This is a genomic window from Enterobacter cloacae complex sp. IR5401 (assembly GCF_049238425.1).
GTDB classification, from domain to species: Bacteria; Pseudomonadota; Gammaproteobacteria; order Enterobacterales; family Enterobacteriaceae; genus Enterobacter; species Enterobacter hormaechei_C.
This window is the reverse complement of the sequence record NZ_JBMKHN010000004.1, coordinates 1-25,934: the sequence shown is the minus strand read 5'-3', so window position 1 is coordinate 25,934 and position 25,934 is coordinate 1. Positions and strand designations below refer to the sequence as shown.

Sequence of the window (25,934 nt, the reverse complement as noted above, 5' to 3'; positions counted from 1 at the left end):
GTTATTGCTTTGCTTTTGCCCTGCGTGCGGCCTGTTTAGCCAGGTATTCGTCGGCGATGCTGTCGTACTCTTCTCGAGTGAAGCCTTTCTGGTCCGGGTATTTCGCCGCCAGCAGCATCTGGAACTCGGTCATCGTTAACTGAGAGGCTTCAGCGCGGTTCATTCCGAAGTGGCTGCGAGCTGCGCTGATGTAGTCGAATGCTTTAAACTCTGTAGTGCGCTCGCCTGTTTCATGGCGCTGCAACTGGCGAACCCTGGCTTTTCCGACAACGCCGTGCTGCATGAGGTGCTGCGCCAGCACGATAATGTCGTTCTTTGGCAATCTGCCCGGCCGGTATACGACGCAGTGCCGCCACCCTTTCCACTCGCCTATCATTGGCGTCAGGTCGTCATCGCAGCACGATTGCAGCACCAGCATGCACGTTGATAAAAGTTTCTCAGCGGCGCGGTTGAAAGAAGGAGACAGCCATTCAGGAAAGCGCCCCAACTTGCCAGCGCACACCTCAATCAACTGAGCAACGTCATTGCCGTGTATGGTGGCGTACGTCTGCACAATCTCTTCCGGCGTGCCGATCCTGGTCATAGCCTCGAATGAAGGCCTGAGCAGGTAGTCTTTCCCGCCTTCGCGGCTGTCGCTGATAGAGAGTTCGCCAATATCGGTTAAAGCGGTCATAGGCCTTCCAGTAAACAGTCATTATCAAGGGCAGCACGCCGCCCTTTGGAATGTCCGTTAGGTAACGGTAACCGTATGCACGGCCACAAAGTTGCCATCTTCGGTGTTGATGATGATCTGCGCGCTGCCTGTAGCGACGCGATTCACCGTGACGGTGGTGCCGGATGCTGTAGCAGTGGCTTTGGTTGGATCGGTTGATGCAACGGTGAAGTCTTTATTGGTTGCGCCGGTTGGTGCGATATTCACCGTGAATGTGCTGGTACCGCCAGCCGCGCCGGTGCTGGTTGCCGGGGTTACAGTTACGCCAGTCACCGCAACCGCAGTCAGCTCGTTCACTTCGATGGTGGTTGCATCGCCGACTTTGAACTCGGTGGAGAACGTGACGATGTCGTTGGTACCGCCGTCAGAGCTCAGCGCCGTGATGTTCATATATCCGACGAATTCGACCGGGCCGTAGTCCATGCGCACCCAGATCCCAGGCTGGCGCTTGGCCTTCAGTTCGTCAGCGAAATACTTGATGAATTTGCCGACACCGTACTGATCCAGCTTATCCTTCTTGCGCACTTCACCCTCAAAGCTCAGGGTGAAATCACTGTTGGTGATGATGGTCTCGACATAGCCGCCGCCGTCATCCGCATCAGAGGTAACCGAGTTCGGGTTGAAGTCGAAGCCTTTCGATGTACCAGCGGCCAGCGCCATCCACTCCCCTTCGAGTGGCTTGACGTCCGGGCAGCCATCGGCGACTTCCAGCACGACCGCACCGCCGAAAAGGCGCTCGTTCGAGTTCGGGCAGTTACCCATGTGAAACTCCTCTTTGACGTATAAAAAAGAAAACCCGCCGGAGCGGGTTATTTGGTTGGGATGGCTATTCGCCGTAAGTGCAGGCGAACTGGAGTCGGAAGACTATTCGCCCTTCTTCTGTGAGCACCGGCGCGGGAATTGCGCCCATGTTCTGGATGTAGCCGACGCACTCGTCAGCCATGGGGTAGGCCTGGACGTAGTCGACGATGCGCTGCACAGCGTTGAGCGCGTCTTTGCGCTTATCTTTCGCGCCTACGACATCAACCAGGACGTGATACTCAGAGCCGATATCAGTCCGAATATTCGACCCGCCGTTAGGCCTGAACACCATGATCGCCTTCGACAGGTCTCCAGGGTCGTCGTACATCAGCTGCTGCACCGTGAAACCGGTAGTTAGCCCGGCGTCGCCGAACATGTTGCGCACCCGCTCGTGCATCATGGGTGTCATAGTGAAAGCTCCTTGCGCATCACCGCGTCAACGTTATCGCGCTCGTCATTCGCGCCTTTGGTCAGGAATTGCGGCTCACCATGCGGATCCCAATAGTTGCCAGTTCCGGTACCGCCGCCGAACTCTTTCGGCTTCTGCGGACCAAATTCAGACCGGTTACCGGTCACGCCAAAGTGTGCGCGCGGCTGACCTTTCAGCTTGCCTGACGCCTCATGCACGTATGCAGCATAGTTGGCTGAGTAACCGATGCGTCCGGTGATAAGCACGCCGCCAGCGTCGATTTCACGAAACTGGCTGTTAATCAGAGTTGAGGTGTCGATCGGGGTGTAATAGGCCGCCCGGGTGCCGATAAGAATCATCGCCGACTGCAACGCGCGAATGACCTTGCGCCCCTTAACGTCGTTGATGACATCGTTCAGGTGCTTCTTTGCCTGGCTAATGCCCTTCACTTTGATGCCCATGGCTACACTCCCGTAATTATCGCCCAGTCATCTTCCAGGCCGTCGAGAGTATCGTTCCAGCGCGTCACGTGACGCACCTCATCGGCACCGGCCACGACCGGGTCTGGTTCAGTGCTTACACCAATCAGGATGTAATCGCCCTCATCGGCCAGCGCATAAGCTGTAAAGAAGGTGTTTTTTACGACAACCTCTTTACCGATTGATCCGAGCTTTGCTGACAGGCCGCCGATGTAGTCGCACATGATGGTTTCAGGTGGTTCGTATGGGTCGACAGGATCGCCCCACTCGTCATTACCACCTGCACCTTTGCGCCATATCGTGCACGGCTTGTTGTATGACCATGAAGCAGTAGACGACATCAGCCCTCCTTCCAGCGCAGCACCTTCGCGCCGGTAGCCCGGATGCGCGGGCAGTTGATGAACCACTCGCCGTCCGATTTCACGTAGCCGGTAGTCTCCCGCCCGGTGTCGGTCATCACCCATACGCGAGTGAAGGAACGGGGCAGCCCGTGCTTAACTGATTTGTACGTCATCACTTATCCCCGCACATGCAGCCGCCCTTCCCGATCCAGATACCAGCGAATGCCGGGGTGGCGGTAGGGTCGGCAGGAATAAGAGCAGTGGCACAACCGTATTTATCCAGCCCCCGCAACAGGTTCACTGAGGCTTTCCAGCGGTCGGTGAACGACTGGTATCGGAATGAGCGCGACGCCCCGCTTGGAGCCGTCTGACTGGAGATGTATTTGTCCCCCTGCCCGAGCCCCATAAGCGCCAGCAGATAGAGCTGAATCAGCAGCGATGTCGATGCAGGATAATGTGCATCGAGACACTCCTGAATGCTGTTAGCCTGGTCGACGAGAGCCTGAAGAACAAAATCGGGAATGGTAATTCCCTGGCTCTCCAGATACTCCTTCGCCTGTTCGAGAGTTACCATTATCGACTCCGTGAAATACCCCGCCGGAGCGGGGCATAAAAAAACCGCCTTAGCGGCGGCTGTTATTCAGCAGGGAAAAGCTTTTCGAGTTCACCATCCGGCAACAGCTCACTGAGCTTTTCAGCGCCCAGGGTGCCTTTGAACTCAATACCCAACTGGGTCAGGCGGTCCTGAATAATCTCTTTGCGAGATTTCTCACCGGTACCGGCATCAGGTGTTGCAGGTTTCAACTCACCTGCTGCCTCACCTTTCATCATCCGGACGTTAGACTTCAGCGCCGGGTGAAGCTCTTTCAACTCCACCACGTCACCTACCTTCACGCCGAACCATGGGCGCACAACTTCGTATTTAGCCATGCTGTTTCCTTACGCCAGGTCTGCGCCGTAGACAACGCCAGAAAGGCCCTGATCGTCTGCGGTGATTTGCAGACCTTCAGCAGACATAATCTGGAAGTTGTAGTTAACGTTAGGCAGTGGACGCGGGAGCGGAACAACACCTACAGCCATACCCACCAGTGGAGAGATCACATCACGGCGACGAACGTACGCGATAAACTCGTTACCGGAGAACGCGAAGGTTGGTCGAATTTCCTTAACAGGGGCAAATGGCAGGACGGCTTGCAGAACGTTACCACTGATTACACCGTTCACTACATACGGCTTAGCCAGGTTCGCCCAAATCTCGTCAGATACCCACATGACATCGTAGGAAGAGACTTTGTTGGCACGCGCAGTAGTACCGAACGCACCCTTACCGAAGAACTCAATGATCTGCTCGGTGGTTGCAGTTGTCAGGTCGATATTCGCGCCACCAGCACCAGACCTGAGGTTAATCTTCTTGGTGTTGCGATGGTTCTTGATGCCCTGCGCGGGGTAGGACTGAACCTGAATTTTTGAATCGCCGTTGAGGTAGTAGTTAACGCGCTTCTGGTTGAACTTGCGCATCTTCGCCATCTGAGAATCCAGTACCAGATCAATGCCTACAGAGTTAAGGCCAGCAGCATGGCGCCAGTTAACACCGTAGCCAGCAGTGAACACTGGAATCGGGTCGCCGTCGCTAGCGTAGTCAGTGTGATCGAAGGAGAACGGCGCCTGGCCATCGATGCTTACTGACACGTCGTCAGCGATGTCTCCTACCACGTTATACAGCTTGGCAGTCTTACCGACCGGCAGCACCGTCTGAACGCCGATCAGGTCGTTCACGATTTCCATACCGACTTCCTGATCGCGCAGCTGCAGCACCTGGTTGTCGATCTCAGCCCAGAAATCACGGGAGAAACCGCCAACGGCGTTACAGGCCAGCATGTCAGGCGTCATGATTGCGCGGTTAGCTGCAATGATGGAGTCGTTCTGTAGGTTCCACATGTTGCGGTTTGCCCACAGTTCGCTCCAGTGCCCGCCGAGGCGGGAGTTAGTCGCCAGCGTCTCTTTAGAGAAGTACATATGTGTTTGTCCTTTTGTTACGCGCCAGCTGCGGCGACAGTGCCAACGCGCATGCGCACGCGAATGAAGTCGGTGGTGCTGGCCGCGATGGTATATTCATCCTGGCTGTAGCCGATCACTGAGTCAGTGTCGGAGGTGGCTAGGGTGAATTGACCAGCCGTACCCAGCTTGATCGGACTGTCTTTCTTATACGCGCCAGGCAGGCAGCGTAACGCCAGCTCGCGGCCTTCTTCGACGTAGTTGCCGACAGCTGAATCACCGGCAGGGATTGATTCAGTGATGGTCAGACCCTGGTGGTAACCAACATCGATGATGTACAGGCGGCCGGTTAGCGCGGTGGCCTGGGCGAACTTATCCGATGAGTTGATGGTTGCGGCGGTGCCCGGAAGCAGTGCGGCGGCCGTAGTGCGGGTTTCGGTCTTGTACAGAGACTGACCGTCGATATTAACGCGACGATAACGAGGCATTATTCCGGCTCCTTATTTGAAGTATTCGGCAGCAGAAGGCGCGCCGGTTTCTTTGTGCTGCTGTGCATTGTTGGTGCCCAGCGGAGCAGCTTCGCCCAGTGACTTGAACATCGCGTCCAAAGGCTCTCCTGAAAGCGCATTCGCGACGATATCGCCATGCACCTTTGCTACCGCCTCACGCTTGGCTTTCTCTTCAGCGCGCGAATTGGCGGTCAGGGTTTCCGCGAGTTGATTCTGATTGGCCTGCAGCGCATCAACCTTTTCCGCGAGAGGCTTGATAGCCGCTTCAGTATTGGTCGCAACAGCCTGGCCGATCATGCTGCCGATTTGTTCCAGTTCTTCTTTGGTTAAAGGCATGTCGCCCTCCGTTTTGTGGTTTGGTGCAGGCTGTTCCTGCGGTGTGAATAGAGCTTTGAATTTGTTAGCGACGACTGCCACCCACGACTCCTGTCGCGCTACTGCGGTGCCGGTATCATCGAAGCTGATAACGCCGCCCTCAGACTTGTAGCCAAACACCTCAGCGGTGCCGCCGTTGCGGATGATTACAGCTTGCGAGTCAGTGAAATCAGCAACCCATGCGTATTCATCCGCGCCCGCCGCAAACTTCGCTTTGGCTGCGCGATCGAGACGCTGCTCGCGCTCACGGTAGGATTCACCCACCAGCGCGCCCGAGTTAGCCTTGAGCGGTTGGGCCAGATCGGCATTGACCATCAGGCCAACGCCTTGCTCAGGGGTTGCCGCCCCGACTTCATGCAGCAGGATCGCGTCATGGTCCATGCTGTGAATCTTCGCCACCCACTCGGCGCCCGTAGCTCTCTGTTGTTCGTTAGGTTCAAGCTGGTCGAGGAATGCGGCAACACTGGTATGAATCGGCGGCACGTCTTCACCGCGCTCAATGGCAGCGACACGTTCAAGCAGTTCCCTGCCACCTTCCGACTCGCTAGCGCGGGCAACATCTACCCACTTTTCTAGGTAGATGCGATTACCGGACTTCTTAACGTTGCGGTTCCACGCGCCGATATGGCCTGCGTTAATCCCCTCCGGGGAGAAAGCAGACACGAACTGACCATTAACCTGAGGGTGGCCCAGCGGCGCCAGGGTACCTTCCAGCCCCTTATAGTGGGCGTCGATTTGTTCTTGCGTGTACAACCCGCCATTCATGACGACGTTTGCCGGCAGCGTGTAACTCGGCAGTACCAGATGCTCGCGATCGTTGTATGTTTCGCGCCTGATAGACTGGCTGTTCACCTTCGTGGTGATATTGACCTGCATAGGCATAGTTATTTCTCCGCCCAGGCGTAACCGCGCGCCTGCATCGATTTATATTCCTGTTTGAGTTTCGTGATGGTGTCTGGGTATTCCGGCTTACCGTCCGCATCCACCAGCACCGACTGCTGGCTGCATTTGCAGTTGATGGAGTTGCCATCTTTGCTGTACCAGTCACGCACCTCTTCGTTGGTGTAGAGGTGGGCATGGCGCACTGCGTGGGTATGTCGGGTTGTCGGTGACAGTGCCGAGATGTGAACCAGCAGCGTTTTCAGGCCGAAGAGGTCATTCGCCTCCTGGTCTTCATCCCACTTAGCCCGGCGCAGCGCGGTAGTCACTTCAGTGCGTGCTATACGGTTTGCCCGGCGCTTCTCGATGCCGGTCTGGTCTGTCAGGTTGCGGGCAATGTCCAGCGGATTGAGCCCACGTCCCACGCCATCAGTCAGCACGCGCGCCATGTCGCGCTTAACATCTGCGCTTAGACCTTTCATCTCTTCAAAAACACGCGCGTGAACCAGCGCCATTCGTTGCTGATATGGGTCACTTGCGAGGATAGAGGCGAGAGATTCACGCCCAGCGGCATAAGCCGGTGATTGCTGGCTGAGGTTGTAAAACGACTGCCCGGTACCTTTCTCTGATGCCAGATCGATGTACTCGTAAAACCACAGGTCGTAATCGCCACCTTCAAGCAGCACCTGATCAACCAGGTAACTGGCATCGTTCAGGATGATGGAGAGTAGCGTTGGGTTTAGCTGGTATTCGTATCTGGCGTTTACTGCGAGGGAGGAAGGTATTTTGTCGAGTGCTGATTTGTACGCTTTGCCAATCTTATTCATCCGCCTGGCGAAGTCTTTCATTGCCCGGCGTTCCAGCGCATCGGCCCCGGTCGGATCCTGATAGTTACGCGGCAGAATCGGTGGCTTCGTCTTCTTCGTCGCCATCCTCTTCTCCTAAAGGCTCTTCGTCTTCATTGTCATAGCCCGCAGCCGTGCGAATCTCTTTACGACTGAACGCGGGTTCATCGCCGCTTCCCTGCATGGTCTGGTTAATCTCGCCCATGGTCTTGGCGTTGGTGAGCTTCTCAGTACCGGTCTGTTCGTTCAGGTCATCCCAGATAACTGCTTTCTGGCTGACTGAGTCTACGATTTGCAGATCGATAAGCTTGTCGCAGAAGTCCTCTATTTCGAAAGAGAGGTCTACGCGGCGCGACTGACAACGAGCATTAAAGTATTTCTGGTCTTCGGTGCTGGACCGCTCAGCCTGCTGGTTACCAACCAGAATACGCGTAGGAATATCAACTCCTGCGGCGGCTGTTTGCAGGTTTACGTTATAGGTTGGAGACGGATCAGAAACCGGAGAAACGAGGGAGGTTACGCTGGCCCCCTGGAAAGAAAGCAGCACATCATTTCCGCGATTCATCTCGCGAGCAGCGTCATTAAATTTATCCTGCAACTCATCTACTTTAACGCCGTACATAGATGCAATGCTGCCAAAGTCGATTTCCTTGTCGAAACTAAGTGCTAACTGGCGAGCGGCGTTCTTCAGGAATGACTCACCAGACCCGCCCTCTACCTTCTCCAGGCTCACAAAGGCGTTATAAGCTGGCTCAAGGAAGCCAATGGCATCGTCTGAGTAATCACCAAGGATGAAAACGCGGTCGGGATGGATATTAACGCGGCGGCTTGAACCATTCGGCAAGCGTTCGGCGTACTGCCACATTTTCGGCTGACCGTAAGTCTTCGAGTTCAGCCCAGTGTCCCACTCGCTCACCGTAAGCGATCCGGCCCACGCCACTGATATTTTCTGAAGACCTCGCCCTTTGGTTACCGGAAGGTTCCAGTCTTTTCCATCGCGGACGTGCAGAAGTATTCCTGCATAACGACCGACAAGGCGACGACGATCCGCCTCGGCAAATGAGCGCCAGAACCGGTTGTTGAATACCTGCTTTGACTTGTTTTCCCAGGCGGTTTCGTTTTCGCTCTCGTCGGCATCGTCACCCTCGATGATTTCCGGGTTAGTCTGCCAGCACTTGCCCACCAGTTTCTCTACTGCGCCGTGAGCGATACCACCGCGACGGTACAGTGCGTAGAGGTTTTCGTAGGTTACCTGCTCAGGGAAGCCATATTCGCACCATGCGGAATGGCGCTTATTATCCAGCCCCATTGTTGGCGCCATAAGCCCCATACGGGCCCGCGCCATCCGCGCATCGTTCAACGCATGGTTGACGGCGAGAGTTAATTTGTCAGTCATGGTTTGTCCGTTTGGTTAGCGAAGGCGTTTTGGAATCATCATCCCCACAGGTTGCGATCCATTCAGTTCTGTCAGGGCGTAAACCATCGCGTCGAGGCGGTCAGGTGATTTCTTTGCAGTGGCGGGTATGTATTCCATCAGCTGGTTCTCCAACACGTAGAGATTGCCGTGATTTGCCACTCGCCCCTGCTCGTAGAGCGCTGATATGGGCTCCGCGCGGGCATACTTCCCCTTGCTGGCATGGACACGAATGATGCGACCTTTGAACCCGGCGTTGCGGAGTGTCTCCTCCGCCATATCTCCGCCCTGGTTCGTCTCGATGACTATCGCGTCAGCTTCGTGTTGCTCATAAGCCGATATGGCCTTCTTGGCCCATCCAGCAGGTGAATATTTGCCGCTGTAATCGCCATCCACAGAAAACTGCTTTTTGTCACCGGCACCATATGAGCTGGCAGCAACGATCCCTGTTTCATCGCTTTCGTCGCTATTTGTTGCCTGCGGGTCTATGGCCACGACCGTGCGTACCTTGTCGTGATGAATTTGCAGATCACGTGCTGCGCTGATCATCACCTCTGTCCACAGCGCGCCCTCAGCATTAAACCGTCGAGGCTTCTGCATATACTGGGCTTCGGCAGTGCGCCGGTGAGAAAACAGCGATACGCGGTGCGATTCATTATGCTTAAAAGGCCACAGCCAGCCGTCAGGTAAGCCATGGTCAATCGGTATAGCGTGTGAGTTTTCAGGGTACTGCGCTGCGTATGGCTGACTATTGTCGATAATCACCGGCAGATTCAGGTGATGCCATTTCTCTCCACTCCCGCCACGCAGCAGATAGCCGCTCAGGTCGTGGTAATGGATCCGCTGCATGATGACAATCATCGGCGTCGTCTCGATCGCCAGTCGTGATTTAATTGTCTCGTTAAAGCGGTTGTTTACCCCGTCGCGGACGATCTCTGAGTAAGCGTCATCTGGCTTAACCGGGTCATCGATAATCAGCGCGCCCTGCCAGCCCGGTTCCATGTGTCCGGCACGAAAGCCGGTAACCTGTCCAGCAGCTGACGACGCATAAACGCCGCCGCCGTGCTCAGTCCACCACATGGCCTTGCTGTCAGCATCATCGCGCAGCGCCATCGGCCACATGGATTGGTATGCCTGCGACTTAATCATGCCGCGCGCTGTGGATGAGTTCAGCAGCGCCAGATTATGCGAATAGGACAGGTGCATGAAACGGGCCCGGCAGTTCAGCGCCAGCCCTCGGCCCATCATATTGATGGTCGCCAGTTCCGTTTTCGTGTAGCCAGGCGGAACATTAATGATCAGGCGTTGAATCTCACCATCAATGACGCGGTCCAGCGTTTGCTGAATCACCTTATGGTGAGGCGCGACAATCATCTTTCCGCCGGTGCGCTGCTTAAAGAAGTAACGAGCGTAATAGAGCCCATCCTCTTCGCATTCAACCTTACGGGCAAATGCCCTTTGCTCAGCAGTCGTCATCCTCCATCATCTCCTGCCGTGCGGATTTGTATTCCTCTTTGCTCATGGTGATCGTCTGGATGGCGCCACCATTCGGGCCGGAATGTTCAAACTTGTGCTTATTGGTGTAGGCATCGCCGCACTCCTTCGCCGCCTGCTCAATGATTTCGGTCGCCAGAGCAATGTTTCGCATCTTCTCGGCGTTATTCATCATCCGGTCAAGCGCGCGGAGACGATAAGCTTTGTTGGCGATCGGAATGTCGCTTAATTCGGTCTGGAAGCGTTTTCGGGTTTCGTGGAATAGCTCTACCCATTTCTGCGCCAGCCCCCTGCCGTTTGCTTTCGTCGGGTCGTGTGATTCGACCTGCTGACGAGTGATGCTAAGGCCAAATTCTTTTTTGACCAGCTCAACCACCTGGGATGGTGTATCGAAGCAGGCAAGGGACTGAACGATGAAGGCTTTGACCTCACCTTTCAGTGTCGCCATGGATTACCTGCCTGTCATAATCAGTCATATTGTTAGGCCAGCTTTAGCATGCATGTCCCGCATGACCTGGCTATATCGATGTGAGCCACTTCTGCTGGCGCATTGGCCGCATCAACGAGCTCCTGCACTTCTTTGCTGGCACCGTATCGACGTACGACACCAGTGAATTCTTCTACGTCGTGGCCGCGCAGTGTGAGCACTGGCTGCCCGGTCTCTTTGTTGAACTTAGGCGCGCCGAAATCATCGGTGGCTTGGGCAATGTGGTAAAGCTCATGCTCTACCAGTGCGCAGAACTCGAGGTCACTGCATTGTGAGCAGTAATCGGCCGCCAGCGTGATGATGAACTTCGGGACGCGCCCGAACCATTCATGCATCTGCTGTTCCATTCTGGCTTTCTGCCACCCACCGGCGCGGAGCATTACCTGTTCGGCCTGACCGAGAACCAAGCGCCCCTTCTTCGCCAACGAGTCAGACGCCCACATAAAGCAGAGATCGGCCTCAAGCAGGTGTTCGTGGTCAGGGTTATGGATGCTGCCGGAATCGCTGAGGATTTGGCGGCTTACCCACTCATGCACTTCATTGGCGGGAATGAGCCGGGTGTATGGCTGCCAGTTGTCGGAGGCGATGAAGTTAACTGGCGGATATGGCCTGCGCTCGTCATCGTTAGCCATGGATTACTCCGTCGTTTGTTCTGCTGGCGGCTCTGACTGCTCTGCCGGTACTGGCGTGAACTCCACGCGCTTCACATCGGCCGGAGCGAAATAAAGCCACTCGCCCGTCTCTGTCGCCAGCGGCACAAAGCCGTTAACCAGCTCAGGCTGACGTCGTGACATCTTGCCCGTGAAGGTTTCGCCTGTTTGGGTGGTCAGGGTGATTTGGTAGATGCTGGACATGATTTAGCCCTTCAGGTTGAAGCCATTAAAAAAGCCACTAGGATGGAGTGGCCTTTGTGATGGCAATCAAAGCCCTGCCAACTAAGGGGATGAGGGCTACGCCGTCAATAATGATTCATGAAATGAGCTTTGCATTCTTCATCACATGCAGCTGGGTTAAGCGGACCCAACCGTAAATAGCCGTTGATTACTATCCATGTCGGGCAGTTGCCGTACTTTTCAGTAGAGACCTCCTGTTGGGCATGAATTACAGCGTAGAAATCTGCCGCAGGGAAATCTTGAAAAATATCGTACTTAAATTTTTCCCCATCTGAACTCTCGAAAATAAGCGTAGAAATAAGCTTAGCGTACTTCATGATGCCTCCTTTTTTTGTGAAGGATCAGATTATTACTTAAGCCATTATTTTAAAAGCATTATCGAAGCCCCTCAGTGAAGAGCTTCTGTAATGTCATTCAGCCTTTACAGCTTCGATGCTGAAGCCATGAATGATGTTTAGCGGTACGCCATGGGTATCCAGGCCATTTTTGATAATCAGCACTCCATCGCGAATGTCTGGCTCATTGCTGCTCTGCCAGCCGACTTGCTCTGGTGCTTTTCCAGAAGCATGCCTCTCCTTGGTCAGGAGCATCACTTTCCAGCCCTTGATAAAAGTACCCATTGGGCTATTTCCCTTCTGTCTGCTTATCCCATTCCTTGCGGAACTTTGAAGGGTTATCAAAGCCCTGAGTACATTGATTATTTTTCATGCTGCCTTTCCTCTTCGATTTTGCGGATTGCTGCCTTATCCAGATTGCACTGCCCAAGCGCCGTATAGAGCTGAGCGTTTAACTCCAGACTTGCCTGCCACGTAAACGGAACCGTAATTCCGGGGATCGGCGTGTCAGCTGTCAGGTCAGCGCTTATCGGCACCACTGGGGCTGGAACGTAAACTGTCTGCGTATTCCCGCAGGCTGTCAGCAGCGGAAGAAGGAACAAGCTGGTTAGCGCACGGATCGCCTTCAAGCGCCTGCCTGATGTAGACAATGCGCGTTTCGCCTTTATGAGCCAGTTCGTTCTTTGCATTCTGGGTAGCCTGTGAGATGTCACGGATGATGTTCATCGTGGTGATCACGTTGCTGGTGATCGCCTCTGATGTGTCTGCCCGGACCGTCGCCTTATCGCGCTGGTCTTTGTAGGTGATGGCGTTGTCGCGGTAGTGGTTCACGAAGAACGCCAGCACGCCTATTACAGCCACCACAATCAGTTGCAGCCAGTAACGCTTAACCAGTGCACCAATCACGACAGGAACAGAGCGCGCTCCGCCTCACGCCGACGGGTCAGCCCATTCAGGACTTTGCCACCGGCTTTATTCCAGTGCATGAACTCATCGGCAGCGCCAGCATAATCACCGGCGTTGAGTTTTCGTAGAAGAGTCGATGTCGACAGTGACCGGGCGCCGAGGTTGTACGTGAACGATACCAGGGCGTCGAATTGCCCCTGAGTCAAGCCGACTTTAACCAGGCGGGACACGTCGCTTTCGTAGCTGACCAGTCCGGTCTTCAGCAGACGTTCTGCTGTTTCCTGCTTAATTGTCATCCTGGCGCGGATAGGCTTGCCGTCGACAGGCTGAGTCCAGCCATAGCCGATCGTCCAGACGCCGACACTGTCCTGGTAGGCGGTGAGTTTGCAGCCTTCGAATTGCTTTATCAGGGCTATCCCCTTTTCGCTTGTTTGCATGGACTACTCCGTTATAACGACCTTCGCCAGGTTACCGCGCGCCAGCCACACCGCCATGCAGATGACGGAGTTCAGCAGCAGATCGCCGAGGTTAACCTGAACGTAGTGGCCGAGCAGAATGTTGAAGGCGTTGAATCCGGCGGCAAGGATGACCAGGTAGGCCAGCACCGCGACACTAAGGCGATGACGCTTTCCCTCTTTCCGGAAAAACATCAGCCTGACCATGATTAACAGGCAAACTATGGCGTTTGCATCCATCAGAAGAAGCTGCCATGTCATTTATCTTCCTCCCCCAGCCCCGGCATCTTCCCGCTTTTGGATTTGCGGAGAATGCGCAGCAGGACTGCCACGGAAATGGAAGCAGTGACAATTGCACCGACAGCTGGCGATACCTCAATGCTGGCCGGTGGCTTCATCAGGCTTAACGGCGTGTTGATGATTCCGGCCATGATTTTCGCCATGGGCACGGAGAAGAACACGCCACTGATAAACGATATCAGCGCAAAGATAGCCTGCTTCCAGAGTTGATGGGGATCTGAGGTCAGAACGTATAGCGCAGTTCCGGCGAGTGATCCGAGCATCACTGCTGGAGTCGCCTCCGGAAACAGCGTGGCAAAGGTTACACCGACTGATGACGATGTAAGACCAACGCCTACGATAGTGAAGGTCTCAGACATATTTATTCCGTGTGTAGTTGGTTCAGGCCCTCGGGACGATTTAACAACAAGGCATGTCGAGGATGTTTCCCGGGGCCTGAAAATAAAAAAGCCAGCGACAGGCTGGCAATGTGAGGGTAAGGCAATGTCGGCTCTCTGGCCGAAGGGTCCCAGGTAGTGGGTTCTGGTGCCGGGCAAAGGAATCGAACCTCTGACGCGCAGCTTACAAGGCTGCCGTTCTGCCACTGAACTAGACCGGCGAAATTAGTCAAGTAGATGAGCCATCTTGTTACTCTGCACTTCCTCCATCCATTTAATAAGCTCAGCTTTATCTCGCCCGCTTTTATAAAATCTCTTGGAGTTTATACAGATCGAGGCGTCAATTCGCCCAGATTTCCTGACAGTTAGGGAGCCGCAATTCGTGCGTAATTTAAGGTAGTCACGGCTACGATTTTCAGCCTGGAGCTTATAATCTGCAATCCTCAAATTTTCTAAGGAATTGTTTTTAGTATTTCTATCAATGTGATCAATTGTCATGCCATCTGGGATTTCACCATTTGCTATGGCCCAGACAAGTCGATGCGCTTTATATTTCACGCCGTCTATTTTGACGTAGTAGTAACCGTGGTTATCAAGACTTCCAGCCCTGGCGCCTTTTTTTGCTCTGGTGCTAGCATCAACCTTCCACCTCAACCCACTTTCACTACTGCCATCAACTTCCAAAAACTGTCTAGCCTTTGCGATTGGTAAAGGGATTGTTTTTGAGCTCATGCGTTTTCCTTGCTTTGAAATGAACCTTTGCCGCAATGGAAATCAGCCCGTCGAGGCTCGCCAGCACTAACTGACTTCCTCAAAGGCTCATTTCAAAGGGTTTTGGATTCGACGTAGTTGAGAGCGCATTGCGGTGCGCTTGTGAAATTTGGAAATAAAAAAGCCCAAGGCTTTAACCTCGGGCTCTTAATTCTTTGTGTCGACAATCAAAGCTATGGCGACGATATCAGATTTACATGAAATGTATGCTATTTAATTGACTTTTGCAATACCCTGCTGCGAAAAAGTCGCCTTTTGTTGTGATCGTGTTCTCACAGTGCAGAGAAGAGAATCGCCATCAAGCCGCTTAAAGATGGTACACATGGCCCGCCAGTAGTCGGCGTAGTTATGGCACCAGTTATCAGGCTTAACGCCACACAGGGCGGCCAGGTCCTGATGCTGATACACATCCTTACCCGCCAGCTCCGCTTTGACGTCCTGCGCCGCCAGCCAGATAAGCTTCTTCAGGCGTTCCATCGTCTTGCCGGCCACCTTCTTCGCGCCGAGTTGCTCCCGGAACTCTGCCCATGCCCATTGGGTAATCGCCACCTGGTACTCAAAGCGGATATTTTCGCTGTAGTTCCACAGCAGCCATGCTTTCTGGTGGTCTTCCAGGGACAGGACAGCGCGGCGCCATGATGCGGTCACGAACTCAACCGGGCCCACCAGCGCGATGGATGATCCCTTAGCTCGGGACTGGCTGCCGCTCATCGCCGGGCCGTCGGGGTTAACCTTCCGGCCGGTGACCGGGTCGGTTATTTTCTTCCGTCCCCGACTGCGCGCCGTCGCGGTGAACTGTGCATTCTCGGCGAAAGCTACCAGTTGCCCTTTCGTCGCCCCGCTCAGATCTGCGGTCGCCACAATGAGCTGCTGACGTACGTATTCCAGTTGCTGACTGTTCATGCGGCTTCCTTATGTGGCTGGTTGGTTTTAGTCTGGCTGTGCTTTGCTACTGGTGGCATGCAGGCGCGCTTAACGCTTTCTGCCTGGTACCGCAGGAAGTCGGCGTGGTTCATGCTGCCTCCTGTCGGCGGGCGCGGCGTTTTTCCAGCGCGCGGGCTTTGCGTGTGAAAATGGATTTGATGCGCTGAAGGTATGGGATATCGAAGCGGCGCGGATCGTTATCAGATTCAAGGCGCTCGACACGTTCCTGTCCGATACGCTCAATCAGACGGATCCGGTACTCGACAGCATTGCCGCTCAACTGCCGGTTGCAGCGGGTGCAAGCGGAGTGGACGTTAAACACGTTGAATTTGAGATGCGATGCAGCGCCGCGCGAACGGTAATGGCTGGCGTCAATGGCGCTGCCTGTCAGGTAATTGCTCTTGCCGATGAGTGGATTGCCGCAGCTGACGCATTCTTTTCCCTCGTCCCGGATCCGTATGTAGCGGTTGAAGGCCGATTGGGCCTCCTTATCCCACTGGGATTTAGACTTTAGTGACTCGCGCTTTTCTTGTCGGCGTTTTCGCCCTGCCTTCTCTGCCTCTTTCTGTTCACTGATACGCTTAGCGGCCTCTTTCACCTTCTGCTTTGCCCTCAAATCCAGCGCGTAGATGGCGCCATGCTCAGGACAGCACCACCAGACGTTGTCGAAGGTAGCGGTGAATTTCTCTTTGCAGACCTTGCAGGTTCGACGGGTTGGTTTACGCATGATTCCTCCGTGCCGCGAGACACAGCCATTTATGATCCACCAGGCGGGCGGTGTAGCCCTTCAGGGTCGGGATGTCGGACGGCTTAACCACGGGCTTACGCTGACGGCGCGCCGGAACGCGGAAGATTTCGTTGGTGATGACGCGGGAAAGTGGAGTAGACATCATGCCTCCTGCTTATCGCGCAGCTGCTGGAATTCGCAGCCGCTGGGGATAGTCAGCGCCAGGCCGAACTGGGCGCACCAGGCTTCGACCTTGCACATGAAGATATGCATCTCTCCAGTGTCGAGGAGGGAGGTGTGTCGAGGCTCCCATGAGGTTTCTTTCGCACCGGTAATGAAGTCGGTATAGGTGACTTCTTCGCAGCCGAGGTACGTCTTTTTGAGGTTGCGCTTAACCCATTCCGGCGTTGCGTCGGTACGCCCGGATTTGATGAGATATTCGCTGATTTCTCCCATCCAAAGATGAAAGAGCGCGTTCTGCGACAGGCTGCGCTTCTCTCTCCACGGCTTAATTTGAAGGCGGAAGCATTGCCCGTCATTCAGAAGTGGGTGAAGGTGCTGGGTGATAGCGTTAATATTGCCACGATGTAGCTTGATGCCGTCTTTTGGGAGAATCATACGCCACCTCCGAGAGGTAACGCAGAATGCAGAAAATCGCAGGTGCCGTTAAGCATCTGTGACAAGGTGATACGTTCAAGTTGTGGTCGCATTTAATGTCCCCATCAAATGCGCAGAAGTCTTACCGTCGGGCGTTCAACTCCGACGGCGACTTAATTATGGCTGGTTGATTATCAATAATCAACACGAATTAGAAACGAAAAAACCACCTTTCGGTGGCTTCTCGTTGGGCGACTGGCAGGCCTAGTTAATGCTAATTCCCTCGAGTTGCAGTTGGTCATCCAGGTTATTGGACGTATCCAGCCGTCGGACTCCGCAAGCCGAGTTTATGTCCGGCCACAAGGCTTTTCATGGATTAACCCATCACCGTAACGATCAAGGCGAGAGCTGCACACCCACAAGGTGTGCTGGTAGCAATCGGCCCAGCCTTTTGCGCCACCCTCTTCCCACTACTCCAATCTAACTTCTTTATCCCCTAGCCGGACACTGAGATGTTACGCTCGTCAGGAGCATGCGGGGGAATCCAAAAACTGGGTCAAAATAACCTCCATTTTCTTTTTCACCTACTGGGGAAGGTTCTATTAAACATCTGTTTAGGATAAGTTTCAACTATACAAGATATGGTAATTTTCAAGATTTTTGTGATGCTGCAATCATGGCTGCCCAGCACAGCTTCGCTCTGTGCGCCGCCTGCTGACATCCGGTCATGGCGTTGTATGCTTCCCACAACTCCGCATCGCTAAAGAACTCATCTGGCTCAGACTCAAAGCCTTCGACGATCATGTGTTCTGTAGGCTCGACCGGGACAGCCACCCAACCATCCGGAATCACAGGAGAGTTGCCACTCACAGCCTCCTGAAAGCGTTCAAGCACCACGTACTCCTGGCATGACCAACCGCCATCAACAAAATCACGAGCTTCAACAGCGTCGAAAGTGAATGATGTTTCGCTGCCGGTTGGCGAGGTTAAGCCGTACAGGTCTGCTACCGGCTTAAACTGCGTGGCTGTTATGGTGCCCTCATTGGCGAGGGTTCCATCCGCTTCGAGCGATGCCAGCGCCAGCTTCATCGCAGTAAGCGCCTTAGCCGCATCTACGTTTACAACGCCGGGCACAGCATCGCGCTCTTCTTCAAGCTCCGCGATGGTCTGCTGGAGCCATTCTTTGGTTAATTCAGCCATAACCCTAATTCCCCTTGATGCTGACTTTGACACCAACCTTGCGAATCTCATCGGCGCATCTGTTCACGATACTCCGGTGAAACTCACAAAAAATTTTCGCCGACTGTGGCCCTAATGGGTGAACATCTTGCGTACTCGGCAGTACAACCTCCCGCGCCTCCAGCTCAGCAATCCGCTTCTCTGCGGCTTCCAGCGCCTTTACCAGTTCATCAACGGTTCCAGCTGCTTGGCGCGCGTAATCGGTAATTGCCAGCTCGCATTCAATTTCAGTGCCGTTTTCGTTGGTGTGGCAAATAGCAAAGTAGTCGGAGTCGATTTCGTTATCAGCTAAATGCCTCAGCGTGTCGGCAACAAGCACTCCGTTTTCAATCAGCAGTTCTGTCGCGCGCTTGTCTATGTTGCTCATTGGGCGGCCTCCCCTTGACGAATTGAGTTGATGTACGCTTTGAACGCCTCTCCATCATCGCGACTGGTACCCGCATGATTCTCGCCAACAGTCCATGAGGCCTTTGCTAATCCACTGGGGAATCTAAAATAAACCGTGATGTCTTTCTTATGGCCGATGTAGGCCGTGGCGTCTGTAATTCCAGGGAACTTTGCTTCCGCTTCCGCAATTGCTGCCTGCTCTGCCTCACGAGTACGCTTGCGTTCTGCTTCGCAATCAAGGCGATGATTAATCCAGCGCGCCTCGCACTCCATATCGCAATACGCGGCATCTCCATCCCATACGCGGCCTTCCGTCTCTTCATCAACGTGACGACTGCAATAAGAGCACTCTTGCCAAAAACCAAACTCTTCAACCAGAACGCGAGCTGGAACACGACCAATTTCGGCGTATTTGTCAGCCCCTGGGATGCGCTTACATGATACGCAGTTGAATTCCTCTTCCAGTTCGTTCGCGCCTTCACGGCGAGCTACGACATTACTTGTAGCGAAACGGATAATCCCGTATTCGTCGCCCTGCACGTAATACGCTTTCATAACTTGCATTTTGTCGCTCATGACTGCACTCCTTTGCGATGCTGGGCGGCGCGATTATTGGCCTGCTGGAGAACCATCTTCCAGCCAACAACCTCATGCATATCAGATGAGCACTGCTGATTGGAGAACTTGACCAACATTGTTTCAGCCACGCCAGCTAAGCTATCAATTTCGCTGGCCCGCACTTCAGCCAAGAAAGCGTCCGTTGCTGGGGTTTTAATGTCGACCAGCATTCGAACGCTTTCGACATTCTCCGGATCGGTTGATTGCTGCCATCCGATAGTTGCGTCAATCGCTGACTTCAGTCCCGCATTCTCCGCAGCCATCTTCTCAAGCTTCATCTGCAGATTCTCGATAGTCGCATCAGCTGCGCGGAACTCGCGCTGAGACTCTGCAAGCTTCTGCTCTAACTCAGTGAACTTACGCACCAGGTATTCGGCGTTCGTTTCGTTTACCTTCATGTCGCCAGGCAAGCATTTGCCACGCAGAAAACCTTCCATCTCAAATAATTTCATACCCCTACCCTCCCCCAAACCATCAATACCCTTCTCATCGCCGGACTGTTGCGGCACTCCTGAAATATCCCATTGGTACAGCTTCGTGCCGTACCGGCCTGCTCTTCTGGTGTCGCCAGGCGATAAGTCACCGTTCTCCAGACCTTGCTCACCCGGACAATCTTGCGGGCCCGCTCCAGATCGATGGCGTTCTTCGTGATGCAGTTGATGGTCATGCCGCACTCTGTGGCCACATCCTTCGCGGTGAAGGTCCGGTGCGTTTCGAGATAACGCAGAATTGCCTGTTTTCCTTTCATCTCACACCATCCCGTTCGACTTGTTGCGGTTGTACTTGGCCTGAAGCAGCTGGATCGGCGTTGGCCCATGCTCTGCGGCAGGCGCTGCAATTGCCCGGCGTACCGGCGGCACTGGTTTACCCTCGGTGACGCGCTTCTCCCACATGTCCAGCAGATCGCCCGCTTCGCGCGCCAACTCACCATGCGTTAACTGGCGCTCTGTGCTGCGGTGGCGCAGTTCAACGCAGATGTGGTACATGACCGGCTGCGACCAGGGGAAATGCTCACTGGAGGTGAATTCAAACGAACGGTTACGCCAGTCCCAGTATTCGGCGATCACCTGGTCAACGTTGACGCCCAGCGCGCCGCCGCTCTGCTTGCACCAGGCGACGAACTGGCCCGGCGACGGCAGGAATGGGCGCTCCTGGCGGCGGGCAATGCGCATACCGGCATCGACTTGCGCCATTGAGTGGATCCCGTTCTCTTGAAACGCCAGCAGCCACTGACGGCGGAATTCGTTCAGGTCGTCCTGGGTGCGGAAGTTCGCCATGCTGGCCGGGAACGCGGCACGCAGTTGGTTGAACAGCCCGTTGAACACTTGAGCCACCTGCTCGACCGGTGCGCGTTCCTGGTACTGCTCTGGCAGGTTATGAGCCATGCGGCTCATCTGCTCGCGGTCGTGGTTACGCATCTGCTCTGCAAGAGATTTCATCGAATCACCCCATAAGCCCAGTCAGTGTTGTTGAAGTCCAGATCCGGCTTAGCGGCGCGCTGCTCGCCACCAGCATTGCGCTGCATCGTCAGCTTGTCCCACTGCTTACGCAGGCTTTCCGGGCTCAGGATGTTGGTCTGCCAGAAGTGGTGTTTGCTTGCCCAGTCGTACAGCGCGCAGATGTCCTGGTGCGACCTGTTGTCTATCTGGCGCATCAGGCGAACGGTGTTAGACCAGGAGGTCATGTCCGGGGCTTTGCAGGTTGGGTTAATCAGCTTCACCCTGGTGGAAATCCACTGGGCAGTTTTGAGGTCTTCAGCCGATCCCCACTTAGCACCGGATGGTGTGTAAATCGCAGCTTCTGGATGAGCTGATAAAAATTTCTTGAGACGTGCGTCAGAGGATTCGTCAGAATTCTCGGACGATAAGTTATTTATATTCTTGTTATTACCTTCTTGTTCATGATGTGCGGGGAATTGTGCGGCCTTATGTGCGGTATACCCATCTGAACCCGCGCCGTTACTGGCTTCATCATGTGCGCCTGTATGTGCGGCTTTATGTGCGGGTAAATCGTCCATTTTTTGAGCATATTCGACGTAGTTCGTGATGGTGATCACCCTGCCTTTTCGCTTCTCTCCTTCGATGGAAATCATCCCTTCGCGGACGAAAACAGACAGCATTCTCTCCACTGCGTCGCGGCTTGTCGGGTTGCCCTGGCGGTCACACAACTGAAGGCCTAGATCCGCAGCAGTGACGACCAGTTGACCGGGTTGCAGAGGCCATTGCTTGCCCTTGAAGAATGCCGTGTATGGCTGTCTGGCTGCGTCAATGAGCAGGTTCTCCCACAGCGCGCGCAGGAAAACATCCTTAGCCCAGGACTTCTTCTTGATGCTCCGGTACAACGGGACGTAACCAGATTTCTGGTTCTCCATCCTGTTGCTCCTTGCGGCTGAGTGCGCCGCGAAATTTGCGTAAGCGACGTTCGACACAGTTAAACCTCCTGCGCCTGGCGTTTTGGATTAGCATTTGTCATAATGACCTCGCACTTGTTATCTGCATTTGCACCTGAAAGTCGGTTCTGTTCGCGCAGACCGGCTTTCGCCATTTTTGTAGTTCTCACATAACCCCCAGCATCGACGTGACCATCGTCATCAGCGGGCCTACCTGCTCCGGCATGAGGCGGAACAGCGACGCTATTCCCTCGCTTACCTCTTTCAGCTTCTGATGCTCTGGAGCGTCCAGCAGCACGGCCTGCTTAGCCTCTGCGAGTTCTTTCTCGGCTTCAGCAAGGCGAGACATTTTGCAATCGGCGCCGATCAGGCGAGTTCGATACTCAACCGGCAGGACCGCCATGATTGCGGGCGTCAGCTGGCGCACGTTCTCGCGGTACTGCTCAGAGTCGAAGCGGTTATCCAGGAAGCGAAAGAGTTTCTGGCGTGCCCGGCTGATGTCTTCCGGGAAGCTGATGGCGGTCCCGCCCTGCTCCCGGTACTCGTTGATGATCAGCGCCGAAACGACGTCCTGATTGTCCAGCGCCGACGACCATGCCCGGACCGCATCGCGGATCTTTTCGTGGTCTGGCGCCGCCTTAGGTTGAGCGCGATTTATCACCGCTCCCGGGTGTATTCCGGTATTGTGTTGATACGCAAGTGAATGCATTGCTTTCCCTTTCGTGGTTAGGGCCGCCAATCAGGCGGCATTATTTTTTGGTGGGAACAACGCATCGAGAGATGTATTGCTCCCCAGCTTATTCATCGCGTCAACCAGGCGGCGGCACGAATCCAGGTCTGGTGCTCGTATGCCAGCTTCATAGTTAGCAAGGCGGGACTGGTTCCAGCCGCACGAACCTGCTAACTCTGATTGAGTGATGCCAAGCTTCTTACGTTCGTTGGCGATATTGTTCATGCTGATCCTTTCAAGAATGGTCACTCAGCATCATTAAACACAATTCGTGATTATTAATCAACACAATTCGTGTAAAGCTTTTTAACACGGCGCGTGATACAAAATGAGAATGAATAGAATCGAAGATATAGCGGGCCGCATTAAGCGACTTCGCGAAGATAAAGGGCTGTCACAAAAGGCTCTCGCAGAGCTTTGCGGGTGGGCCTCGCAGTCACGCATAGGGAATTACGAATCAGGCACCAGGAGCGTTAGCGTTGATGATGCAACTGTAATAGCTAAGGCGCTGGGGGTTGCGCCTGCCGAGCTGCTTTTTGGCGATGACTACAAAGGCTCTTACAAGCCAGGTGATAAATACCCAGTTATTAGCAAAGTTCAGGCGGGCGCCTGGTGTGAAGCTGTTGAGCCGTACACCCTTAAAGATATCGACCTTTGGCTTGAATCAGATGCTCACATTCAGGGGGAGGCGTTCTGGCTGCAGGTTGATGGTGACTCAATGACAGCACCGGCGGGTCTTAGCATCCCAGAAGGAACCTTTGTCCTCTTCGATACTGGGCGCGAGGCAATCAACGGCAGTCTGGTAATAGCAAAGCTATCCGATTCGAACGAGGCAACATTTAAGAAGTTAGTGATCGACGGTGCGCAGAAGTACCTGAAGGGTTTAAATCCACAGTGGCCATTGGTAGCGGTGAATGGTAACTGTCGAATTATCGGTGTTGCTGTAGAGACGAAGATGCGGCTGATTTAATCCTTATGCTTCTATCAATCTCTTAAATGCAGTTTTAATCAATCGTTAAAGTAAAAGTTACTTTACCGATAAGTATTATCGATTAGAAGAATTCTCTGATTACTGTAGAATCGCACAACCTTGATGCTGAGAGCGTCTATAATGACTACAACTATTTATGACCGTGTGAATCGTTTAGTTGCAACGGACTCGCGTTGGTCCAGAGGCTTGGATGATCTAGGTTATCCAGGGCACGTCGCATATGTGGATGATACCGGGTTCGGTAAAATGGCAGTCCGCGACGATCATGTTCTTACCCTGGCTGGTAATGGACTTTTAATTCAGCACTGGAAAGAGTGGTGGGCCACAGACTTAAGCGAGCCAAGGCCACCTATCTTGATTGATGGCAGCGAAGCAATAACTCTTCACATCGTCAAGATCTCAACTAACACTATCATCTTTGATATTGGCGAAATGTTAGCAGCTCAATATATCGATGAAAACGGTCAGATTATTACCAATGCTGTTTTTGCCGGTACCGGGGCACCTTATGCTGGCGGAACTTGGCAAAAAACTGGTTGCGCAAGAACTTCCATCGATGCTGCAAAGGCGAATGATATTCGGACTGGCGGCGAAGTTAGATATGTTGATTTTAATAGCGGCAGTATGAACATCGAAACAAGCAAGCTCTTGATTTCAGATGTTGCTGAAGCGCTTTTACATAAGGGGATGATCATGGATACTAATAACCTGTTAAGTCAGCCAGTGCCGATCACAGAAAACGAAGTTTCACACATTCGCCAGTTGATTGCTAATGGTGACATAACACCCTGCGCTCCAACGGGTGGGAAGACTGTTAACTGGACTGCAAAATCACTGTCACGTCTCGATGCTGCAATTGATAGCATCCGGAGAGACGAGGCTGAGCAGGCTTAACCCCCTCAGAACTAAACCCGGCCACCGCGCCGGGTTTTTTATTGCCCACCCATAAAGCCGACCCCCATTCTGCCGATAACTATCCAGCCTGAAGCTGATAACAATAACTATCGCAACACTACCTGCCCGCCCGTGCGGGCTTTTTTATTGCCCCTTCCTCACCAACTCCGCAGCATCCCTGTTAGCTCCCTTCCCTATCACGTTTCCTGTTTCCTTCCGGTACTGCTTCAGCTTGTCGATGATGTTTTGCTGGGTCATGGGTAAATCAGCCAGTGACAATTCCATCACCGCCCGCCCCATCGCCTGAATTTTCATGCTTATACGCTCTTCATCCAGAACCATGCACATCCCTCCTGCTGTTTTTTTAAGCGTAGCACTGGTATTTAAAAAAATAAATTCCCTTTCAAATCAGCAACAACACGCTTTGTTGTCATCATTAATCACAATTCGTGTTGACCAATAAAACACAATATGTGATTATCCACCCATCGAAACGAAACATCGACAGCTGAGCGAAGTTAGCCAGCGGCGAAGTGGAGATTCGGTAAGTCGAACGGCGCGACAGTAAACCATGCGTCGGACCATAGGCGGGCTCAGGAGGAGCGGCAATTATGGCAAAGCGAAAAAAAGATTTATTCCAGTCCATTCGAAGCTGAGTGGGCTGTGCTGAATCACAGAATCTTTCACGCCCGACTGGGCATCACGTTCAAATGGCTAGCCGCTGCCACCCTTTTCGACGCGGCGCACCGTATCGGAGGAGTTATGTAACAGGTAACAGTGACGACTGAAAACCAACATCGAGGAATGACTTACAGCTCCAAACAGGAAGAACATGCAAAGCCTGCTCATCCTGTCCCTATTGCTAACGGTATGGCTTAGCCGTAACGCAAGAACGCAGCGAGAACCTTCAGAAAGCAAGCAGATCGCTATCTCAACCAGCTTAACGCGCTCAAGTGGCGCTGAGGCACATCATTTCAGGTGATGGGTTGTAGGGACATAAACCTAATTTAAGCCCGGTCGTCCCTGCCGATTCAGGGGCAATTTCTGGAATGTTTTGGGGTGTGGTGAAGCTCAACGGCGAGGTAGGGAATAGGCTTGCGGAAAAAATTCGCGATGAAATCCGCAAGGCGCGCGTAACCCAATCGGCAGCGCACCGATGGAAGCTGGTTCGACTCCAGCCACCACACCACCAAAACATTTCTCCCGCATCAGCGGGTAACGACAGAACCAGCCTCAAGCACCGGGTGCCGATGCTTGGTGATGGTAATACTGCCATCTCAACCGCACAGGAGACGATGATCCTGTTCTGGTTGGATTGGAAAAGTCTTCTTTGCCCGCCAGCGCGCGGGCATTTTTTTGGAGGTTGCATGTTTGCTACTGATATCTCACTGAAATACGGCACTCATCAGCCAGAGACGATTCTGGAAACAATGCCGATTGAAGAGGCCTCCGAGATCATCAAGGAGAAGCTTCGTGATGAAGTGCGCCAGGAACTCGAGTGCGAGTATGGCGATCGCCTTTATGAGGCTGAAGAAGAGGCATCAAACTGGGAAATGAAGTGGTCAACAAAAACTGGCCACCGCGTTAGAGTTTTTCCAGTATCGGTTTTCTGATTCGTTTGGCGTTAACCCACCATTATATTCGTGCGGTCTTAGTGCGCT

Annotated in this window: 42 protein-coding genes, 1 tRNA gene and 1 pseudogene; 3 read left to right on the top strand and 41 right to left on the bottom strand. The window is 53.7% G+C overall.

The genetic code is table 11. From position 1 onward, the window contains the following. Position 1: 1 nt before the first annotated feature. From ACOTX1_RS07645 to ACOTX1_RS07450, 40 genes and pseudogenes are all read right to left on the bottom strand, one after another. Positions 2-673 (bottom strand): DUF6246 family protein, encoded by a 672-nt coding sequence (locus ACOTX1_RS07645; RefSeq protein ID WP_060614559.1) that lies wholly within the window; start codon positions 671-673, stop codon positions 2-4. A gap of 57 nt (positions 674-730) precedes the next feature. Continuing rightward, entirely contained in the window at positions 731-1,474 is a 744-nt protein-coding gene (locus tag ACOTX1_RS07640; protein WP_060614558.1) for a phage tail tube protein, read from the bottom strand. 64 nt (positions 1,475-1,538) lie between these two features. Further along, positions 1,539-1,922, bottom strand: coding sequence for a phage tail termination protein (locus ACOTX1_RS07635; protein ID WP_263521996.1), 384 nt, complete (start codon positions 1,920-1,922; stop codon positions 1,539-1,541). Beyond that, positions 1,919-2,383 (bottom strand): HK97 gp10 family phage protein, encoded by a 465-nt coding sequence (locus ACOTX1_RS07630; protein ID WP_263521998.1) that lies wholly within the window; start codon positions 2,381-2,383, stop codon positions 1,919-1,921. Before ACOTX1_RS07630 ends, ACOTX1_RS07635 begins: the two co-directional genes overlap by 4 nt. Positions 2,384-2,385: 2 nt before the next feature. Then, positions 2,386-2,742 (bottom strand): hypothetical protein, encoded by a 357-nt coding sequence (locus tag ACOTX1_RS07625; protein ID WP_023330659.1) that lies wholly within the window; start codon positions 2,740-2,742, stop codon positions 2,386-2,388. Next, positions 2,742-2,915 carry a hypothetical protein gene (locus tag ACOTX1_RS07620; RefSeq protein WP_006820518.1) on the bottom strand — a complete coding sequence of 58 codons (174 nt, stop codon included), beginning with the start codon at positions 2,913-2,915 and terminating at the stop codon, positions 2,742-2,744. The genes ACOTX1_RS07625 and ACOTX1_RS07620 overlap by 1 nt, the downstream gene beginning before the upstream one ends. Next, on the bottom strand, positions 2,915-3,316 hold the full coding sequence (locus tag ACOTX1_RS07615) for a DUF7370 family protein (RefSeq protein WP_263522003.1): 402 nt from the start codon (positions 3,314-3,316) through the stop codon (positions 2,915-2,917). Before ACOTX1_RS07615 ends, ACOTX1_RS07620 begins: the two co-directional genes overlap by 1 nt. A gap of 62 nt (positions 3,317-3,378) precedes the next feature. Beyond that, complete coding sequence (locus tag ACOTX1_RS07610) at positions 3,379-3,672, bottom strand: hypothetical protein (RefSeq protein ID WP_199983015.1); 294 nt, start codon at positions 3,670-3,672, stop codon at positions 3,379-3,381. A gap of 9 nt (positions 3,673-3,681) precedes the next feature. Continuing rightward, positions 3,682-4,758: a major capsid protein gene (locus ACOTX1_RS07605; protein ID WP_263522005.1), complete on the bottom strand. Its 1,077-nt coding sequence runs from the start codon at positions 4,756-4,758 to the stop codon at positions 3,682-3,684. A gap of 17 nt (positions 4,759-4,775) precedes the next feature. Continuing rightward, on the bottom strand, positions 4,776-5,225 hold the full coding sequence (locus ACOTX1_RS07600; RefSeq protein WP_023330664.1) for a phage cement protein: 450 nt from the start codon (positions 5,223-5,225) through the stop codon (positions 4,776-4,778). Between the two features lie 12 nt (positions 5,226-5,237). After that, on the bottom strand, positions 5,238-6,503 hold the full coding sequence (locus ACOTX1_RS07595; protein ID WP_263522009.1) for a hypothetical protein: 1,266 nt from the start codon (positions 6,501-6,503) through the stop codon (positions 5,238-5,240). 2 nt (positions 6,504-6,505) lie between these two features. Then, positions 6,506-7,432, bottom strand: coding sequence for a phage minor head protein (locus tag ACOTX1_RS07590; RefSeq protein WP_045325451.1), 927 nt, complete (start codon positions 7,430-7,432; stop codon positions 6,506-6,508). After that, positions 7,392-8,741, bottom strand: a complete 1,350-nt coding sequence (locus ACOTX1_RS07585) for an anti-CBASS protein Acb1 family protein (protein ID WP_045325450.1) — start codon at positions 8,739-8,741, stop codon at positions 7,392-7,394. The genes ACOTX1_RS07590 and ACOTX1_RS07585 overlap by 41 nt, the downstream gene beginning before the upstream one ends. Positions 8,742-8,756: 15 nt before the next feature. Beyond that, a complete protein-coding gene (locus ACOTX1_RS07580) occupies positions 8,757-10,235 on the bottom strand; it encodes a DNA-packaging protein (RefSeq protein WP_102751925.1) in 1,479 nt (492 codons plus the stop codon). Continuing rightward, positions 10,222-10,701 (bottom strand): DUF2280 domain-containing protein, encoded by a 480-nt coding sequence (locus ACOTX1_RS07575; protein ID WP_102751926.1) that lies wholly within the window; start codon positions 10,699-10,701, stop codon positions 10,222-10,224. The genes ACOTX1_RS07580 and ACOTX1_RS07575 overlap by 14 nt, the downstream gene beginning before the upstream one ends. A 32-nt stretch (positions 10,702-10,733) precedes the next feature. Continuing rightward, positions 10,734-11,372 carry a putative metallopeptidase gene (locus tag ACOTX1_RS07570; RefSeq protein WP_126502162.1) on the bottom strand — a complete coding sequence of 213 codons (639 nt, stop codon included), beginning with the start codon at positions 11,370-11,372 and terminating at the stop codon, positions 10,734-10,736. 3 nt (positions 11,373-11,375) lie between these two features. After that, the gene (locus tag ACOTX1_RS07565) at positions 11,376-11,594 is read right to left on the bottom strand and encodes a hypothetical protein (RefSeq protein WP_126502161.1); all 219 of its coding nucleotides are present in this window, start codon (positions 11,592-11,594) and stop codon (positions 11,376-11,378) included. A gap of 104 nt (positions 11,595-11,698) precedes the next feature. Then, on the bottom strand, positions 11,699-11,950 hold the full coding sequence (locus ACOTX1_RS07560) for a hypothetical protein (RefSeq protein ID WP_058685222.1): 252 nt from the start codon (positions 11,948-11,950) through the stop codon (positions 11,699-11,701). Between the two features lie 93 nt (positions 11,951-12,043). Continuing rightward, positions 12,044-12,253, bottom strand: a complete 210-nt coding sequence (locus ACOTX1_RS07555; RefSeq protein ID WP_032667337.1) for a hypothetical protein — start codon at positions 12,251-12,253, stop codon at positions 12,044-12,046. A 77-nt stretch (positions 12,254-12,330) separates the two neighbouring features. Further along, a complete protein-coding gene (gene lysC / locus ACOTX1_RS07550; protein WP_125358202.1) occupies positions 12,331-12,504 on the bottom strand; it encodes an Rz1-like lysis system protein LysC in 174 nt (57 codons plus the stop codon). After that, positions 12,488-12,874 (bottom strand): DUF2570 domain-containing protein, encoded by a 387-nt coding sequence (locus tag ACOTX1_RS07545; RefSeq protein WP_032667335.1) that lies wholly within the window; start codon positions 12,872-12,874, stop codon positions 12,488-12,490. Before ACOTX1_RS07545 ends, lysC begins: the two co-directional genes overlap by 17 nt. After that, a complete protein-coding gene (locus ACOTX1_RS07540) occupies positions 12,871-13,311 on the bottom strand; it encodes a lysozyme (protein ID WP_263522838.1) in 441 nt (146 codons plus the stop codon). Before ACOTX1_RS07540 ends, ACOTX1_RS07545 begins: the two co-directional genes overlap by 4 nt. Before the next feature lie 3 nt (positions 13,312-13,314). Continuing rightward, positions 13,315-13,590 carry a phage holin family protein gene (locus ACOTX1_RS07535; RefSeq protein WP_001514184.1) on the bottom strand — a complete coding sequence of 92 codons (276 nt, stop codon included), beginning with the start codon at positions 13,588-13,590 and terminating at the stop codon, positions 13,315-13,317. Next, positions 13,587-13,988: a putative holin gene (locus tag ACOTX1_RS07530; protein ID WP_001514183.1), complete on the bottom strand. Its 402-nt coding sequence runs from the start codon at positions 13,986-13,988 to the stop codon at positions 13,587-13,589. Before ACOTX1_RS07530 ends, ACOTX1_RS07535 begins: the two co-directional genes overlap by 4 nt. A gap of 164 nt (positions 13,989-14,152) precedes the next feature. After that, positions 14,153-14,227: transfer RNA gene (locus ACOTX1_RS07525), tRNA-Thr, on the bottom strand. Between the two features lie 4 nt (positions 14,228-14,231). Then, on the bottom strand, positions 14,232-14,738 hold the full coding sequence (locus tag ACOTX1_RS07520; RefSeq protein ID WP_050595449.1) for an HNH endonuclease: 507 nt from the start codon (positions 14,736-14,738) through the stop codon (positions 14,232-14,234). A 252-nt stretch (positions 14,739-14,990) separates the two neighbouring features. Continuing rightward, positions 14,991-15,680, bottom strand: a complete 690-nt coding sequence (locus ACOTX1_RS07515) for a bacteriophage antitermination protein Q (RefSeq protein ID WP_059291150.1) — start codon at positions 15,678-15,680, stop codon at positions 14,991-14,993. Next, positions 15,677-15,793 carry a hypothetical protein gene (locus tag ACOTX1_RS07510; RefSeq protein WP_101731559.1) on the bottom strand — a complete coding sequence of 39 codons (117 nt, stop codon included), beginning with the start codon at positions 15,791-15,793 and terminating at the stop codon, positions 15,677-15,679. Before ACOTX1_RS07510 ends, ACOTX1_RS07515 begins: the two co-directional genes overlap by 4 nt. Further along, a complete protein-coding gene (locus ACOTX1_RS07505) occupies positions 15,790-16,428 on the bottom strand; it encodes a recombination protein NinG (protein WP_047642423.1) in 639 nt (212 codons plus the stop codon). The genes ACOTX1_RS07510 and ACOTX1_RS07505 overlap by 4 nt, the downstream gene beginning before the upstream one ends. After that, on the bottom strand, positions 16,421-16,591 hold the full coding sequence (locus tag ACOTX1_RS07500) for a NinE family protein (protein ID WP_059287854.1): 171 nt from the start codon (positions 16,589-16,591) through the stop codon (positions 16,421-16,423). The genes ACOTX1_RS07505 and ACOTX1_RS07500 overlap by 8 nt, the downstream gene beginning before the upstream one ends. Beyond that, the gene (locus tag ACOTX1_RS07495; RefSeq protein ID WP_263522831.1) at positions 16,591-17,046 is read right to left on the bottom strand and encodes a YbcN family protein; all 456 of its coding nucleotides are present in this window, start codon (positions 17,044-17,046) and stop codon (positions 16,591-16,593) included. Before ACOTX1_RS07495 ends, ACOTX1_RS07500 begins: the two co-directional genes overlap by 1 nt. A 630-nt stretch (positions 17,047-17,676) precedes the next feature. Continuing rightward, positions 17,677-18,225: a hypothetical protein gene (locus tag ACOTX1_RS07490; RefSeq protein ID WP_263522830.1), complete on the bottom strand. Its 549-nt coding sequence runs from the start codon at positions 18,223-18,225 to the stop codon at positions 17,677-17,679. Positions 18,226-18,229: 4 nt separating this feature from the next. Continuing rightward, a pseudogene (locus tag ACOTX1_RS07485) lies at positions 18,230-18,604 on the bottom strand (hypothetical protein); the annotation flags it as partial. Between the two features lie 23 nt (positions 18,605-18,627). Continuing rightward, positions 18,628-19,227 carry a hypothetical protein gene (locus ACOTX1_RS07480; RefSeq protein WP_263522828.1) on the bottom strand — a complete coding sequence of 200 codons (600 nt, stop codon included), beginning with the start codon at positions 19,225-19,227 and terminating at the stop codon, positions 18,628-18,630. Continuing rightward, entirely contained in the window at positions 19,224-19,721 is a 498-nt protein-coding gene (locus ACOTX1_RS07475; RefSeq protein WP_201745547.1) for a hypothetical protein, read from the bottom strand. Before ACOTX1_RS07475 ends, ACOTX1_RS07480 begins: the two co-directional genes overlap by 4 nt. Continuing rightward, entirely contained in the window at positions 19,718-20,017 is a 300-nt protein-coding gene (locus ACOTX1_RS07470; protein ID WP_023303590.1) for a hypothetical protein, read from the bottom strand. Before ACOTX1_RS07470 ends, ACOTX1_RS07475 begins: the two co-directional genes overlap by 4 nt. Position 20,018: 1 nt before the next feature. Continuing rightward, positions 20,019-20,708: a replication protein P gene (locus tag ACOTX1_RS07465; protein WP_129318004.1), complete on the bottom strand. Its 690-nt coding sequence runs from the start codon at positions 20,706-20,708 to the stop codon at positions 20,019-20,021. Then, positions 20,705-21,640, bottom strand: a complete 936-nt coding sequence (locus ACOTX1_RS07460) for a replication protein (protein WP_136779984.1) — start codon at positions 21,638-21,640, stop codon at positions 20,705-20,707. Before ACOTX1_RS07460 ends, ACOTX1_RS07465 begins: the two co-directional genes overlap by 4 nt. A 184-nt stretch (positions 21,641-21,824) precedes the next feature. Continuing rightward, positions 21,825-22,367 (bottom strand): toxin YdaT family protein, encoded by a 543-nt coding sequence (locus ACOTX1_RS07455; protein WP_045332366.1) that lies wholly within the window; start codon positions 22,365-22,367, stop codon positions 21,825-21,827. Between the two features lie 30 nt (positions 22,368-22,397). Beyond that, positions 22,398-22,613 (bottom strand): helix-turn-helix domain-containing protein, encoded by a 216-nt coding sequence (locus ACOTX1_RS07450; RefSeq protein WP_006809779.1) that lies wholly within the window; start codon positions 22,611-22,613, stop codon positions 22,398-22,400. Positions 22,614-22,716: 103 nt separating this feature from the next. On the opposite strand from ACOTX1_RS07450, the gene ACOTX1_RS07445 reads away from it, so the two are divergent. Both ACOTX1_RS07445 and ACOTX1_RS07440 read left to right on the top strand, forming a co-directional pair. Next, positions 22,717-23,358: a LexA family protein gene (locus ACOTX1_RS07445; RefSeq protein WP_129318006.1), complete on the top strand. Its 642-nt coding sequence runs from the start codon at positions 22,717-22,719 to the stop codon at positions 23,356-23,358. A gap of 141 nt (positions 23,359-23,499) precedes the next feature. Further along, a complete protein-coding gene (locus tag ACOTX1_RS07440; RefSeq protein WP_032667315.1) occupies positions 23,500-24,273 on the top strand; it encodes a hypothetical protein in 774 nt (257 codons plus the stop codon). A 144-nt stretch (positions 24,274-24,417) separates the two neighbouring features. Here ACOTX1_RS07440 and ACOTX1_RS07435 read toward each other — a convergent pair whose 3' ends face one another. Then, entirely contained in the window at positions 24,418-24,615 is a 198-nt protein-coding gene (locus ACOTX1_RS07435; protein ID WP_023313997.1) for a hypothetical protein, read from the bottom strand. Positions 24,616-25,334: 719 nt separating this feature from the next. Between ACOTX1_RS07435 and ACOTX1_RS07430 the strand changes: the two genes are divergently transcribed. After that, complete coding sequence (locus ACOTX1_RS07430; protein WP_263522818.1) at positions 25,335-25,886, top strand: hypothetical protein; 552 nt, start codon at positions 25,335-25,337, stop codon at positions 25,884-25,886. Positions 25,887-25,934 lie beyond the last annotated feature (48 nt).